Annotated in this window: 15 protein-coding genes and 1 tRNA gene; 11 read left to right on the forward strand and 5 right to left on the reverse strand. The window is 63.3% G+C overall.

From position 1 onward, the window contains the following. Positions 1-1,498: DUF262 domain-containing protein (locus A6A05_RS17030; protein ID WP_068503907.1), on the reverse strand; the 1,498-nt coding region annotated here is incomplete at its 3' end. Between the two features lie 95 nt (positions 1,499-1,593). Next, entirely contained in the window at positions 1,594-2,379 is a 786-nt protein-coding gene (locus A6A05_RS17035) for an alpha/beta fold hydrolase (protein WP_068503909.1), read from the reverse strand. Between the two features lie 14 nt (positions 2,380-2,393). Here A6A05_RS17035 and A6A05_RS17040 point away from each other — a divergent pair, with 14 nt between their 5' ends. From A6A05_RS17040 to A6A05_RS17070, 7 genes are all read left to right on the forward strand, one after another. After that, a complete protein-coding gene (locus A6A05_RS17040; RefSeq protein ID WP_068503912.1) occupies positions 2,394-3,623 on the forward strand; it encodes a glycosyltransferase family 4 protein in 1,230 nt (409 codons plus the stop codon). Beyond that, positions 3,620-4,540: a glycosyltransferase family 9 protein gene (locus tag A6A05_RS17045; protein ID WP_342670033.1), complete on the forward strand. Its 921-nt coding sequence runs from the start codon at positions 3,620-3,622 to the stop codon at positions 4,538-4,540. The genes A6A05_RS17040 and A6A05_RS17045 overlap by 4 nt, the downstream gene beginning before the upstream one ends. Next, positions 4,537-5,472 (forward strand): metallophosphoesterase, encoded by a 936-nt coding sequence (locus A6A05_RS17050; RefSeq protein WP_068503936.1) that lies wholly within the window; start codon positions 4,537-4,539, stop codon positions 5,470-5,472. The genes A6A05_RS17045 and A6A05_RS17050 overlap by 4 nt, the downstream gene beginning before the upstream one ends. Positions 5,473-5,537: 65 nt before the next feature. Next, a complete protein-coding gene (gene thrS, locus A6A05_RS17055) occupies positions 5,538-7,454 on the forward strand; it encodes a threonine--tRNA ligase (RefSeq protein WP_068503914.1) in 1,917 nt (638 codons plus the stop codon). Positions 7,455-7,570: 116 nt separating this feature from the next. Next, positions 7,571-8,092, forward strand: a complete 522-nt coding sequence (infC, locus tag A6A05_RS17060) for a translation initiation factor IF-3 (RefSeq protein ID WP_068503915.1) — start codon at positions 7,571-7,573, stop codon at positions 8,090-8,092. 103 nt (positions 8,093-8,195) lie between these two features. Further along, positions 8,196-8,285 (forward strand) — tRNA-Ser (locus tag A6A05_RS17065). Between the two features lie 318 nt (positions 8,286-8,603). Beyond that, on the forward strand, positions 8,604-9,605 hold the full coding sequence (locus A6A05_RS17070) for an AAA family ATPase (protein WP_082911039.1): 1,002 nt from the start codon (positions 8,604-8,606) through the stop codon (positions 9,603-9,605). A gap of 8 nt (positions 9,606-9,613) precedes the next feature. Here the strand turns inward: A6A05_RS17070 and A6A05_RS17075 are convergent, their stop codons facing one another. Next, on the reverse strand, positions 9,614-9,952 hold the full coding sequence (locus A6A05_RS17075; RefSeq protein WP_156521120.1) for a DNA adenine methylase: 339 nt from the start codon (positions 9,950-9,952) through the stop codon (positions 9,614-9,616). On the opposite strand from A6A05_RS17075, the gene A6A05_RS17080 reads away from it, so the two are divergent. The 3 genes from A6A05_RS17080 to A6A05_RS17090 all read left to right on the forward strand — a co-directional run bounded on the left by A6A05_RS17080 (position 9,927) and on the right by A6A05_RS17090 (position 11,679). Further along, positions 9,927-10,529, forward strand: a complete 603-nt coding sequence (locus tag A6A05_RS17080; RefSeq protein ID WP_068503921.1) for a hypothetical protein — start codon at positions 9,927-9,929, stop codon at positions 10,527-10,529. The two genes, A6A05_RS17075 and A6A05_RS17080, sit on opposite strands and share 26 nt — an antisense overlap. A 131-nt stretch (positions 10,530-10,660) precedes the next feature. After that, complete coding sequence (locus A6A05_RS17085) at positions 10,661-11,104, forward strand: helix-turn-helix domain-containing protein (protein WP_068503923.1); 444 nt, start codon at positions 10,661-10,663, stop codon at positions 11,102-11,104. Then, a complete protein-coding gene (locus A6A05_RS17090; RefSeq protein ID WP_068503925.1) occupies positions 11,104-11,679 on the forward strand; it encodes a PIN domain-containing protein in 576 nt (191 codons plus the stop codon). Before A6A05_RS17085 ends, A6A05_RS17090 begins: the two co-directional genes overlap by 1 nt. Positions 11,680-11,966: 287 nt before the next feature. Here the strand turns inward: A6A05_RS17090 and A6A05_RS17095 are convergent, their stop codons facing one another. Beyond that, a complete protein-coding gene (locus A6A05_RS17095; RefSeq protein WP_068503927.1) occupies positions 11,967-12,371 on the reverse strand; it encodes a recombinase family protein in 405 nt (134 codons plus the stop codon). Beyond that, entirely contained in the window at positions 12,368-12,817 is a 450-nt protein-coding gene (locus A6A05_RS17100; RefSeq protein ID WP_068503928.1) for a DUF2924 domain-containing protein, read from the reverse strand. The genes A6A05_RS17095 and A6A05_RS17100 overlap by 4 nt, the downstream gene beginning before the upstream one ends. A 374-nt stretch (positions 12,818-13,191) precedes the next feature. Here A6A05_RS17100 and A6A05_RS17115 point away from each other — a divergent pair. Next, positions 13,192-13,652 (forward strand): IS66 family transposase (locus A6A05_RS17115; RefSeq protein ID WP_425411948.1); only part of this gene is annotated, 461 nt, incomplete at its 3' end.

A 13,652-nucleotide genomic window follows, 5' to 3' on the forward strand; every position in this document is an offset into this window, starting at 1 on the left:
CCGGCGCGACGATCAGCGCGGTGTTGCCAGCGATCACAGCCGACGCCATCCGCGCGGTCCTGGCGCCGGTGCTGGATTGCTGCATCAACAGGGCATGGACACCCTTGTAGGCGGCCGACAATCGGGACCGTAGGCTTTCCAATCGGTCGATCCTGCATTGGAAGTCCCGCACCGCGCTGGGTTCCGGTCCGCCCTCGATCCATGCCGGAACCTCGATGACGTCCTTGGCAAATCGCGATTCCACCGCCGAGCCGTAGAACTCGCCGAAAACGCCGCACCAGAACCATTGGGCCAGCTTGCGCTGGACGGCGTCTTGTTCCCATCGCTCGCCAAGCAGCGCCAGAATCGATGCCAAAGGGACCAATTGCGTGTGATAGGGAACGTCCTTCACCCAATAGATATGGCGCCGCCGCAAGAACCGGGCCGCCAGCTTGAAGCCCGTCTCGACTCGGTCGGCCCACGTCCGATAGGCATCCAGCGGCAATGCCAGGATCGCGCGGCCCTGGCATGACACCGAAGCCGCGTCGGTTTCGCTCTTGCCGCTTTGCAGGTCGTTCAGACGGCGATTTCGGGTGTGCAGCAGCGAGATCGCTTGCAGGAAATTCGTGTTGCCTAAGTCGGACAGCACGTCAAAATCCGCCAGCCGGGCCTGGCGTCCCTCCTTGATCACGTCGGCTCCGGTCGTGTCGTCCTTGTCGCGCCCGCCCAGCCAGTCGCTGCGTAGATTGAACCCGCTGCCGGCGTAGATGGCGGTCAGCAATTCAAACGAATCCAGCTTCTTGCCGCCGGAATTGACCTTCTCGAAAACGGTGCAAATCGCACCGCGAGACGAGGTGGCGTCAAGGGTAATGACCGGCATGTGATAGCTTTTGAAGGCCGCCAAGACGGTGTTGGCGAAGGCGAACCAGAACTCGCTCTTGTCCGGGGCGTGGCCCCAATGCCGGAAGAATCCCATCATCCACTGGTCGGCGTTGAAAACCTTGTTCAGCGGGAACATGCAGGCCGCGTACTCTTTCGCGTCGCCGGACAGGTCGCGCAGAATGTCGCGGCCAAAGGCCGATCGGGAGATGCGGTCTTCCGGCACGCCGATGATGGCTTCTTCCCGGTCGCCCCCAGCCAGCGCCGCCGCCATGTCGATGTAATACCAGCGTTTGATCTCCTGCTTCTGGGCGTTCTTGGTGGCGATGACCTCGTCGCTGACCAGGGCTTGATAAAGCGACGTCAAGCGCTGCTGTCCGTCCAGAAGATAGAGCAAGGTCTCGCTGTCCTTGGCTGTCTTCGGTGTGCCTTCCAACTGACGGGTGCCGAACGTCAACTCTCCGCCCGCCCGGAGCATCATGATCGCGCCGACAGGAAACGACTGCGAAACCGAGGCGATCAGGCTGCGAATGGCGTAATCGTCCCAGACCCAGCCGCGTTGGAAGTCGGGAAGCTTGATGTGGCCGCGGGCCGCTTGCGTCAGCAGATCATGAAGGCTGGTTTTCGTGCTGTCGAACATCGGCAACTCTCCGGCGCACAGGGATGTCGGTTTCAGGTTGTCGATCTTTGACTATCCTAAGACTATTGGTTGTTCAATTGAAAATGCGCGTGCCGTTAAATCGCCGTCACCAGCCGCTCCACCACCGCCACCAGCCGTTCCAGGTCATGATCGCGGCTCAGGCGATGGTCGCCGTCTTTCACCAGGATCACCTCGACATCGGGGCTTTCCAGCCGGTCGGCGATCTTCAAGGCCGTCTGCCACGGCACGTCGGCGTCCTTCTGCCCCTGGATCAGCCGCACCGGGCACGACAGGTTGATGTTATCCACCAGCAGCAGGTTGTTGCGGCCATCCTCGATCAGCAGGCGGGGGATGCGCCAGGGGTTCTCGGGCTCATAGCAATTCTCCATGGTAACGAAGCCTTGCTCCAGCAGGTCGCGGCGCTGCTGGTCGGTGAAGTCGGCCCACATCAGATCCTCGGTGAAGTCGGGGGCGGCGGCGATTCCCACCAGGCCGACAACCCGGTCGCGGCGACGCAGCGCCGCCAGCAGGGCCAGCCAGCCGCCCAGGCTGGAGCCCACCAGCACCTGCGGCCCCTCGGTCAACTGATCCAGCACCGCCACCGCATCCTCGGCCCAGCGGCTGATGCAGCCGTCTTCCACCTTGCCGGAACTGGTGCCATGGCCGAACAGGTCGAAGCGGACGAAGGCGCGGCCCTGGGCCCGGCACATCGCTTCCAGGGCCAGGGCCTTGGTGCCTTCCATGTCGGAATGAAAACCGTGCAGGAAGACGATTCCTGGGCCTTTTCCCGATAAACGCTTGTAGGCGATGGACGCGCCGGAATCGCGTGCTAATATCCCGGCCGCGATGGGGGGGACCCCGTCCTTGTCCTTGTCAGCCATTGTGCTTGCCTTTCATGACCATCGAGAATTCTTCCTCCATCGATGCCCCCGTGGGCGGCGAACGTCAACCCACCGTGCTGCAGGTCCTGCCGGCTCTGGTGACCGGCGGCGTCGAACGCGGCACCGTCGATGTCGCCGCCGCCCTGGCCCAGGCCGGCTGGCGTTCCATCGTCGCCTCGACCGGCGGGCCGATGGTGCGCGAACTGATCCGCGCCGGCGCCGAACATATCGAATTGCCGCTGGCGTCCAAGAACCCGCTGGTGATCCGCAAGAACACCGAGCGCCTGATCCACCTGATCGAGGACAAGGGCGTCGATCTGGTGCATGCCCGCTCGCGCGCGCCGGCCTGGAGCGCCTATGGTGCCGCCCAGCGGACCAACGCCCATTTCGTCACCACCTTCCACGGTACCTATAATCTGGGCTGGTTCGGCCTGAAGCAGAAGTACAATGCGGTGATGACCAAGGGCGAGCGGGTGATCGCCATCTCGGAATTCATCGCCGAGCATACTCGCCGGGTCTATGGGCTCGAGCCCGAGCGCATCCGCGTCATCCATCGCGGCGTCGATCTGGCCAAGTTCGACCCCACCCGCGTCAGCCAGGAGCGTATCATCCAACTGGCCAATCGCTGGCGTCTGCCCGATGGCTATCCGGTGATCATGCTGCCCGGCCGGCTGACCCGCTGGAAGGGCCAGGCGGTGCTGATCGAGGCGCTGGCCGAACTGGGCCGCCACGATATCCGCTGCCTGCTGGTGGGCTCCGATCAGGGCCGGGCCAGCTATCGCCAGGAACTGGTCGATCTGGTCAAGAAGCGCGATCTGACCGATGTCGTCCACATCGTCGACGAATGCAACGACATGCCGGCCGCCTATATGCTGACCGACGTGGTGGTGTCGGCCTCGACCGACCCGGAAGCGTTCGGCCGGGTGGTGATCGAGGCGCAGGCCATGGGCCGGCCGGTGATCGCCACCGATCACGGCGCGCCGCGCGAGATCGTCGCCCATGGCCGCACCGGCTGGCTGGCCGCACCCGGCGACGCTTCGGCCCTGGCCCAGGCGGTGGGGCGCTTCCTGGCCCTGACCGAGGCCGAGCGCGGCACCATCGCCGATCTGGGCCAGCGTTTCGTGCGCGCCAACTTCACCAAGGAAGCGATGTGCGCCCGCACGTTGGCGGTCTATCGCGAGGTCCTGTCCGGCGAGGCCCCGGTCGCCCGCCAGGAGGAGCTGATTCCCCTGGAGATGACGTGATCCGGCGGGTTCTGGTCGTCAAGCTCGCCGCCCTGGGCGATTTCGTCCAGGCCTTCGGTCCGTTCGCCACCATCCGCGCTGTCCACCCCGATGCCGAGATCACCCTGCTGACCACCCGCGCTTATGCCGAGCTGGCCGCCGCCAGCCCGTGGTTCGACCATGTGTGGATCGACGACAAGCCCAAATGGTGGCAATGGGGCAAGGTGGCGGCGCTGAAGGACAGGCTGCGCCAGGGCCGCTTCGACCGGGTCTATGATCTGCAGACCTCGGATCGCTCGGGCTGGTATTTCCGGCTGATGGGCGGGCGGGTCGAATGGTCGGGCATCGCCAAGGGCTGCGCGCTGCCCCACGCCAATCCCCGCCGCGATTTCATGCACACCCTGGACCGTCAGGCCGAACAATTGGCCATGGCCGGCCTGGCCCCGATGGTTGCCCCCGATCTGGCCTGGGCCGACGCCGACATCGCCCGTTTCGGTCTGCCGCATCCGTTCGCCCTGTTATGCGCGGGGGGCGCGCGGCATCGGCCGGGCAAGCGCTGGCCGGCGGCGCATTTCGGCCAACTGGCGGCCTGGCTGGCCGCGCGCGGCATCACGCCGGTCCTGCTGGGCACCACCGACGAACAGGCCGAAATCGATGCTGTCGTCGCCGCCTGTCCGCAGGCGGTGGCCCTGACCGGGCGGACCAGTTTCCAGGACATCCTGGGCTTGGCTCGCCAGGCCCGGCTTGCGGTCGGCAACGATACCGGCCCGATGCATCTGGTCGCCGCCGCCGGCTGCTCGGGCCTGGTGCTGTTCGGCCCGGACAGCGATCCCGATCTGTGCGCGCCGCGCGGGCGGGTTCGGGTGGTGCGGGCACCTGATCTGGCCGGGCTTGCGGTGGACGATGTCGCGCGCAAAGTGACGGAATTGCTGTGGTGAGCGACGGACACGATCCTCTTCGTCAGGTCTGGCGCCGGCGGCGGGTCGAGTTGGAATTGCGGTTGCGCGAAGATGGCATCCAGACCGCTCAGGACGGCGAGCGGCGCTCGCTGGTTGCCGCGAAGGATTCCGTCCGGCGCCTGTTCAACGTCGCGTTGGCGGCGATGGGATTGAAAAAACGGGCCTTGTTCAATGCTCAGGCGGTTCGCGTCGAACAGCAGGTCCTGACCTTCGCCGATCTGCCCGAGGCTTTTGACGGCTACACCATCTTGCATCTGTCCGACGTGCATGTCGGATCGGTGCCCAAGGGCGAGGCCCGGTTGGCCGATCTGATCCGCCCCCTGCGTCCCGACCTGGCGGTGATCACCGGCGACATCCAGTCCTTTGGCCGCCCCGCCGGCGCCGCGGCGGTCGATTTGCTTGCCCGGGTTTTGGCGGCGATCACGGCGACGGATGGCATCGTCACGGTCCTGGGCAATCACGACCAGGCCGACCTGGTCGAGCCGCTGGAGCGTTCCGGCGTCAGGGTGCTGTTGAACGAAGGGATGGCGGTGCACCGGGATGGGCAGGTGATCCATCTGGTCGGGCTGGACGACATCCACTCGTTTTTCACCCCGGCGGCCGAGCACGCGCTGGCGGCCTATCGCGACGGCTTCCGCATCGCCCTGGTCCATACGCCCGAGATCGCCGGGTTGGCCGCCGAACTGGGCTACCGGCTTTATTTGTGCGGCCATACCCATGGCGGCCAGATCTGCCTGCCAGGGGGACGATTGCTGGTCCATGCCCTGCGCCGCCATACCGATCTGGCCAGCGGCGCCTGGCAATTGGGCGATTTGCAGGGCTACACCTCGCGCGGCGTGGGGGCGGGAATTGCTCCGGCGCGTTTCAATTGTCCGCCCGAGGCGACGCTGATCCGTCTGCGGCGGCCTTGACTTGAAATCCAAACGCCTTACTGTCACCTGTTTCGTTTGACCCGGTCACAAAGAGAGCATCTTCCATGGTCGCCATTACCCTTCCCGACGGCAATGTCCGCCAGTTCCCCGGTCCGGTGACCGGGCTGGAGGTCGCGCAAAGCATCGGCGCCGGCCTGGCCAAGGCCGCCCTGGCCATCCGCGTCGATGGCGTGATGAAGGATCTGGCGACCACACTGACCACCGATTGCCAGCTGGCCATCGTGACGGCCAAGGACCCGGACGCGCTGGAATTGCTGCGTCACGACGCCGCCCACGTCATGGCCGAGGCGGTCAAGGAACTCTATCCCGAGACCCAGGTTACCATCGGCCCGTCGATCGAGAACGGCTTCTATTACGACTTCGCCCGCGCTACCCCCTTCACGCCCGAGGATCTGGAGAAGATCGAGGCCAAGATGAAGGAGATCGTCGAGCGCGACGAGGCCATCACCCGCGAGGAATGGGAGCGCGACAAGGCGGTCGCCTTCTTTCAAAGCCTGGGCGAGCATTACAAGGCCGAGCTGATCGCCGCCATCCCGGCCGACCAGCCCATCGGCCTTTACCGCCAGGGCGCCTTCATCGATCTGTGCCGCGGCCCGCATCTGCCATCGACCGGCAAGCTGGGCAAGGCCTTCAAGCTGATGAAGCTGGCCGGCGCCTATTGGCGGGGCGATTCCAGGAACGAGATGCTGCAGCGCGTCTACGGCACCGCCTGGTTCGACAAGAAGGACCTGGACGCCTACCTGCACATGCTGGAAGAGGCGGAAAAGCGCGACCACCGCCGCCTGGGCCGCGAAATGGACCTGTTCCACCTGCAAGAGGAAGCGGTCGGTTCGGTGTTCTGGCACCCCAAGGGCTGGGCGCTGTGGCGGACGGTGGAAACCTATATGCGCCGCCGCCTGGAAGCCACCGGCTATGTCGAGGTCAAGACGCCGCAACTGGTCGATCGCAAGCTGTGGGAAGCCTCGGGCCACTGGGAGAAGTTCCGCGCCTCGATGTTCGTCGCCACCTCGGGCGAGGAAGAGCTGGAGCTGGCCATCAAGCCGATGAACTGCCCGTGCCACGTCCAGATCTATCGTCACGGCATCAAGAGCTATCGCGACCTGCCCTTGCGCATGGCCGAGTTCGGCTCGTGCCACCGCTACGAACCGTCGGGCGCGCTGCACGGCATCATGCGGGTGCGCGCCTTCACCCAGGACGACGCCCACATCTTTTGCACCGAGGATCAGATCACCTCGGAAACCATCGCCTTCTGCGAGCTCTTGAAGTCGGTCTACAAGGATTTCGGCTTCACCGAGGTCCGGGTCAAATTCTCGGACCGGCCGGAAAAGCGGGCCGGCGAGGATGCCATCTGGGACAAGGCCGAAGGGGCGCTGCTGGAGGCTTCCAAGGCGGCCGGGCTGGAAACCACGCTGAATCCCGGCGAGGGCGCCTTCTACGGCCCCAAGCTGGAATTCGTGCTGCGCGACGCCATCGGCCGCGACTGGCAGTGCGGCACGCTGCAGGTGGACTTCGTCCTGCCCGAGCGTCTGGACGCCCATTACACCGCCGAGGACGGCTCGAAGAAGCGCCCGGTCATGCTGCACCGGGCCATCCTGGGCTCGTTCGAGCGCTTCCTCGGCATCCTGATCGAGAATTATGCCGGCCGCTTCCCGATGTGGCTGGCCCCGGTCCAGGTGGTGGTGGCGACCATCGTGTCGGATGCCGACGATTACGCCCATCAGGTGGTCGATGCCCTGCGAGCCCAGGGAATCCGCGCCGAGATCGACCTGCGTAACGAAAAGATCAACAAGAAGGTGGCCGAACATTCCGGCCAGAAGGTGCCGGTGTTGTTGGTTGTTGGCCGCCGCGAGGCCGAGGAACGCACGGTGGCGATCCGTCGCCTGGGCTCCCAAGCCCAAGAAATCATTGCGTTGGACCAAGCAGTTGCTACACTCGTGTCGGATGCCGCGCTTCCGGGCTGAGACCTGGGGCGCGCTTTCCCTTGAAGTTTGAGGGGTTGGCCGTGGGGGTGACACGGCAGACCACCCCTTGTATCTGAGTTCGAACCGATGGAGATGGTTACATAGCCAGGCCGCCAATGCAGACGCCGCCCAAGAACGACGGGCCGCGCGTCAACCGAGAGATCGATGTCCGCACCATTCGTTTGGTCGGCGCCGAAGGGGAAATGATCGGAGTCGTGTCCTTGCGCGAAGGCCTACTGATGGCCGAGGAAGCCGGACTGGACCTTGTCGAGGTGTCACCGAACGCTGACCCGCCCGTTTGCAAGATTCTGGATTTCGGAAAGTTCAAGTACGAAGCCCAGAAGAAGAAGAACGAGGCGAAGAAGAAGCAGAAGGTCATCGAGGTCAAGGAAGTCAAGCTGCGCCCCGCCATCGACGACAACGATTACGGCGTCAAGGTCAGGGCCATGCGCAAGTTCCTCGAGGAAGGCGACAAGGTCAAGGTGACGTTGCGCTTCCGTGGCCGCGAACTGGCCCACCAGGACCTGGGTATGAAGGTGCTGGAGCGAGTGCGCGACGACCTGGAAGACATCGGCAAGATCGAACAGATCCCGAAGATGGAAGGCCGTCAGATGGTGATGGTGATCTCGGCGAAATAATCGTCGAGATTTCCGTCAAAACCTGGCGAGTCGGGGGTTGCGGAGCGCGCGCACTTGCGCTAAGTTCCGCGCCTCCCCAACGACCGGGGTCCATCTTTCATGCGGAGAGGTGCCAGAGCGGTCGAATGGGCCGGTCTCGAAAACCGGTGTGGGTGCAAGCTCACCGTGGGTTCGAATCCCACCCTCTCCGCCACTCCTTGAAAATCAAGGAGTTCCGCCGTTTCACTCTCTGGCGAAACTGGCCTTCCGCCCCCATTGTGCCCCACCTTTGTGCCCTCCGGCAATGTGCTGTTGGATGGGGCCTGACGCCATGACCGGACGGACGGTTTCTTCACGAAACCGTCCGTCCGGTCATGGCGAATCCTTCGCTCAACCAGGGGATATGGGTTCAAGGTGCCAACCAGACCAATGACGGAACCGCAAGCCCGTCATGCTTAAGCGATTCACTCCGACGACAACACGTCCTGTCCGCCAACGCATTCCGCTTGGCGAACAACTCGGAGCATGAACCATGTACCAAGACCGTAAAGCCTTTAAGGCTCCCGACCAAATTTCCTTGCAATCCGCTTTGGACGAAGGTTTCCACCCTCGCAACCGCCTGCTGACCGTCGAGCAAATCATGGCCCTGCCCCCCGCCGATTGGGTGGTTAAGTCATTGGTGCCCGCCGATGCCATCGGTGTTCTGTATGGCAAGCCTGGAGCCGGAAAAACCTTCTTCGCCTTGTCGGTCGTCCTGTCAATCGCCCATGGGCTGACCTGTTTCGGTCGCAAGACGGTCAAAGGCAATGCCGTTATCGTTTCTGGTGAAGGCGGACGAGGATTGCAGAATCGCACCAAGGCGTGGCACCAGCATCACGGACTGCCGGTTGCGGAATGTGGCAACGTTCGCATTTTGCCACATGCTTGCAACATGATGGACGCCGATGCGGTCGAGCACCTGATTCAGGATATTCATCACCATTTCGACGGGCAACGGATCGAGTTGGTGGTTTTCGATACGCTGTCCCGCTGTTTTGGTGACGGCGACGAGAATCGCCAAGGCGACATGGCCAGGTTCGTCGAAGCGGTCGAACTGGTCCGTCGTGCCCTTGGATGCACCGTTCTGGTCGTTCACCATACGCCGAAAGAAGCCGACGAGTTGCGTGGTAGCAGTGTTTTGGAAGGGGCTTGCGACTTCGTTCTGCGAGCAGGCAAGACCAGCCTAGGGATGGAGTTGTTCGTCAGAAAGATGAAGGACGGACGGGACGGTCTGTCCATCACCTACCAGATGGGATCTGCTTGCCTGGGCATCGATGGTGACGGTGAGGCGATGAACGTTCCCGTCGCCGTCCTGGAGGGAACCATTTCCGAACGTCCAGCATCGGCGGATGAGGCGTCGCCAACGGGCAAGAACCAGCAGGCTTTGCTATCGGTCTTGGGCGATTTCGAGATGGGTTTGACCGAAGCCGAATGGCGTCAGCAGGCGAAGGACAGATCGGCGTTTGGTGGTGCCAAACCGCCAGCGTCGAACTGACGCATCTCTCATATCAGATCGACCTTGGCTGCCAAGCCGAGGATGAAGCATTTGAACACCTTGGCGTCTGGCTGATCCGAGAAGGAGATGCGCTGGCACTGGCGACCGAGTTCGTCCACGTCGAACGACTTGCCGTAGTAGCGTTCAGCGGCGGATGCGGCGCCTTTCCGCGCCTTCCTGTAAGGGGAATCCACGAAAAAAAATGCCTGCCGCCGCTGGTCGAAGACGCTGGTCAGCGTCTCGCGATAGTCCGAAAGTCGGATTTCCGCCCGCTGAAGCACGGCGCTCCAGTGTGCCAATTCTCCAATGGCATATCGCCCCATGATCGGGCGAACCGAGATCAACATCTTCGTCTCGACCTTTGCCAACCTTGTGGAAATCCTGCTCAGCTTGGAAGAAGCCGCAGGTCCGGACCTTGCCAGAACGAAGCTGTCGTTTGACGAGGTGGAATCCGGCCTTGACCTCGCTGCGTTCAACGAGGAACTGGACGAGGCCATCTCGGTCAGGCTTGGCGAGGAAGGCGACAGGAATATTTATGTCGGCGGCAAGGACTTGCGCCCCAGCTTCCTGATGTATCAGTACGACCGCAGCGCCTATCTTCAGGAATTGAAGGCCGCCAAGGAACGGTGGCTGGAAAACACCATCGCCAATTTGAAGCCCCTGATCGCGGAAGGCGTGGCGGTTGAATTCGGACGTCTCGGTCGTGGTGCCGAGGATTTCCGGATCAAGGAAGTTGCCATTACTCAATTGGGATTGCGGGACACGCTTGCCCGAGTGGCCGGAAGCGTCGCCGCCTCGGTCGATCCCGATGCGGACGGCGAGTTTGGCCGCGAGGACGTCCTTCAGTTTCTCGCCGAGGTGAACATGTCGGCGGGCCAAGATTCCATGACACTGGATTCCCTGACCCTGACGAACGCGGCCTGATGAAGGCGCTTATCGCCGTCGCGATCTGTTGCGCTTGCTTCGGATGTTGCGTTTATTGCGGTTGAGTGCCATATGGAAGGGGCGTGGAGGAAAACCCGCGCCAACCAATGACCAAAGGGTGGGAGAAACCAATGTCGGACCTGAAGGCCTACGACCCGGTCGTGCCTACGGAAGCCGAGGCCCGGATCGCCGAGGAATCCGGACGTATTCTTGCGGGCCACGCCCGCGAGGAGCTGCGGGTGCAATTGCAGGACGGTCAGACCCTCGTCCTGCCCCAATCCGTCGCCCGTCTGCTGACCCACATCTTGACCGAGATGGCGGAAGGCAACGCCGTCACCATGATCCCGATTCATGCCGAGATGACGACCCAGGAGGCCGCCGACTTCCTGAACGTCTCGCGTCCGCATCTCATCAGCCTGCTGGAGAAGCAGGAAATGCCCTTCCACAAGGTCGGCACCCATCGCCGCGTCCGCTTCCAGGACGTCAAGGCCTACAAGGACCGGCTGTTCGCCGACCGCTCTAATGCGTTGGACGAATTGGCCCGTGCCTCGCAGGAATTGGGGATGGGCTATTGATGGCTGGTCGCTTCACAGTGGTGCTGGATGCCTGTGTGCTGTATCCGGCACCACTGCGCGACTTGTTGATGCAGCTGACCCTGTCCGACCTCTTCCGCGCCCGCTGGAGCGAGCAAATCCATGCGGAGTGGATGAACAACCTGATCGAGAAGCGCCCGGAGCTGAAACGGGAGGATCTGGAACGGGTCCGCGACCTGATGAACCTTCATGCCCGCGATAGCCTCGTTAGCGGGCACGAACCTATGATCGACGTCATCGAGAACTGCCCGGACGCCAACGACCGCCACGTTATCGCCGCCGCCTATCACTGCCGGGCGGACGCCATCGTCACCTTCAACCTGAAGGACTTCCCCGCCGCCGCCCTGGAGCCTTATGGGCTAGAGGTGATCCACCCCGATGACTTCGTCCGCTACCAGTTCGACCTCGATCTCGCCCGGGTGCTGGAATCGGTGCGGACTTGCCGGGCGCGGCTGAAGAACCCGCCCAAGACCGTCCAAGACTATCTGGACACGCTGGAAGCCCAGCGCCTGCCCAAGACGGTGAGCGAATTGCGCAAGTTCGCCACCATCCTGTAGGCTTGCCATCCTTACCCCGGACTGTTACACCAAGGGCAGTTTCGGGTTGCCGGAAGCCTAGGATTTCTGCGGGTTGTGGGGCGCGATAATCGAATCCCACCCTCTCCGCCACTCCTTGAAAATCAAGGAGTTCCGCCGTTTCACTCTCTGGCGAAACTGGCCTTCCGCCCCCATTGTGCCCCACCTTTGTGCCCTCCGGCAATGTGCTGTTGGATGGGGCCTGACGCCATGACCGGACGGACGGTTTCTTCACGAAACCGTCCGTCCGGTCATGGCGAATCCTTCGCTCAACCAGGGGATATGGGTTCAAGGTGCCAACCAGACCAATGACGGAACCGCAAGACGAAGGTGACGGCGTTGCGGTCGAACACCTCGACCAGCTTGGAAAAATCCATCAGCGAGCGCGACAGGCGGTCGATCTTGTAGACCACCACCACGTCGATCAGCCCGGATTCGATGTCGGCCAGCAGGCGTTTCAGGGCCGGGCGGTCCAGATTGCCGCCGGAGAAGCCGCCATCATCGTATTGGTCGGGCACCGGCACCCAGCCTTCGGCCTTCTGGCTGGCGATATAGGCCTCGCAGGATTCCCGCTGGGCGTCGAGGCTGTTGAATTCCATCTCCAGGCCCTCTTCCGAGGACTTGCGGGTATAGATGGCGCAGCGGGTCTTCCGCATGGGCTTGGGCGGGATCATCGGACGGCCTCCAGCTTGCCATGCTTGCGCAACCCGAAGAACAGCGGCCCATTCCACCGGGTGCCGGTAATGGCGCGGGCCACCGCCGACAGGCTCTGGTAGCGGCGCCCTTGCCATTCGAAGCCATCGGCCAGCGCCGTCACTTCTTGCATCACCCCTTGCCATTCCCGGATCAGCTTGGTGCCGACGATGGGGGCTGTCATGTCCTTGGGTTTCGGTTTCTTCTTGCCGTCCAACGCGTCGACCAGATCGTCGAGGCGACGTTCGGCCTGCACCGACAACCCGCCAAAGGCCAGTTCCTGAATCCGGTAGGCCAGTCGCTTGACCAGGAAGGTGCGGTTGTAGGGCAGCGGCTCGGTGCCGGTCAGCTCCCGCCACATCGCCTTCAACTTGGGCGTCGGCAGGGTGGGCAATTCGGCCACCTGGGTGAGGATCGCGGTTGTCATTTACGGGGTCTCCTGCAATTGCGGTCAGACCCATGGACGCTCTGGTTGGCGGTGAAGTCGACGGAACAGTCTCCGGCGTCAGCAGATAAACGAGTGGACTTCCGCGCCATCAGGCGCATGGCCCCGGCCGCCAGAATCTCGGCGATTTCGTCGAGGCGCTCGGCTGCGGTCATGTGGTCGGGATGGAGGGCGATGGTCAGGCACCCCGTTCGACGACGAAATCCCATTTTAGGGGCAGATCATGCTCGACCTGAATCATGGATCCGGCTGCCAGTACCAAAAGCCCGACCGCGATCCCGGCATTACCGTGGCGGTCAATGCCGTCATCGATACCGCCCTGGTGATGCGCAACCAGGCGCAGGTTGCTCGCCAGTATGTCAGCACGTCCGGCATCGGCCGCGAATGCCTGCGCCAGATCCAGTACGACTATCTCGCCGTGCCCAAGGATGAAGGCCGGGATTTCGAGCCAAAGACGCTCCGTATTTTCGAGGCCGGTCATCGGGGCGAGGAACCGCGCGCTTTACGGCCCCCGCGCCGAACGCACGGCGCGGCTGATCGACCAGATGGAACTGCGGTTCGAGGACCTGGCAGCAACCGCCACCGAGGATGAGATCGCCGCCGAACAGGCCGTGGCCAAGACCACCAATGTGGTGGCCTTCACCCGGATCCGGCCGGCGCGCAAGCCCTTCCCCGAGCATCTGCCGCGCGAGCGGGTGGTCGAGCCGGCACCGACCACCTGCACCTGCTGCGGCAGCGATCGGCTGCGCAAGCTGGGCGAGGATGTCACCGAGACGCTGGAGGTGATCCCCCGGCAGTGGAAAGTGATCCAGCGGGT

The organism is Magnetospirillum moscoviense (assembly GCF_001650635.1).
Lineage (GTDB): Bacteria > Pseudomonadota > Alphaproteobacteria > Rhodospirillales > Magnetospirillaceae > Magnetospirillum > Magnetospirillum moscoviense.

What these genes read in the sequence shown, in the direction of transcription:
- A6A05_RS17085 (WP_068503923.1), top strand. Translation starts at nt 10,661, where the DNA reads ATGTCGGACCTGAAGGCCTACGACCCGGTCGTGCCTACGGAAGCCGAG.
- A6A05_RS17070 (WP_082911039.1), top strand. Translation starts at nt 8,604, where the DNA reads ATGTACCAAGACCGTAAAGCCTTTAAGGCTCCCGACCAAATTTCCTTG.
- A6A05_RS17035 (WP_068503909.1), bottom strand. Translation starts at nt 2,379, where the DNA reads ATGGCTGACAAGGACAAGGACGGGGTCCCCCCCATCGCGGCCGGGATA.
- A6A05_RS17075 (WP_156521120.1), bottom strand. Translation starts at nt 9,952, where the DNA reads ATGTTGATCTCGGTTCGCCCGATCATGGGGCGATATGCCATTGGAGAA.
- thrS (WP_068503914.1), top strand. Translation starts at nt 5,538, where the DNA reads ATGGTCGCCATTACCCTTCCCGACGGCAATGTCCGCCAGTTCCCCGGT.
- A6A05_RS17095 (WP_068503927.1), bottom strand. Translation starts at nt 12,371, where the DNA reads ATGATCCCGCCCAAGCCCATGCGGAAGACCCGCTGCGCCATCTATACC.
- A6A05_RS17040 (WP_068503912.1), top strand. Translation starts at nt 2,394, where the DNA reads ATGACCATCGAGAATTCTTCCTCCATCGATGCCCCCGTGGGCGGCGAA.
- A6A05_RS17080 (WP_068503921.1), top strand. Translation starts at nt 9,927, where the DNA reads ATGATCGGGCGAACCGAGATCAACATCTTCGTCTCGACCTTTGCCAAC.
- A6A05_RS17100 (WP_068503928.1), bottom strand. Translation starts at nt 12,817, where the DNA reads ATGACAACCGCGATCCTCACCCAGGTGGCCGAATTGCCCACCCTGCCG.
- infC (WP_068503915.1), top strand. Translation starts at nt 7,571, where the DNA reads ATGCAGACGCCGCCCAAGAACGACGGGCCGCGCGTCAACCGAGAGATC.
- A6A05_RS17090 (WP_068503925.1), top strand. Translation starts at nt 11,104, where the DNA reads ATGGCTGGTCGCTTCACAGTGGTGCTGGATGCCTGTGTGCTGTATCCG.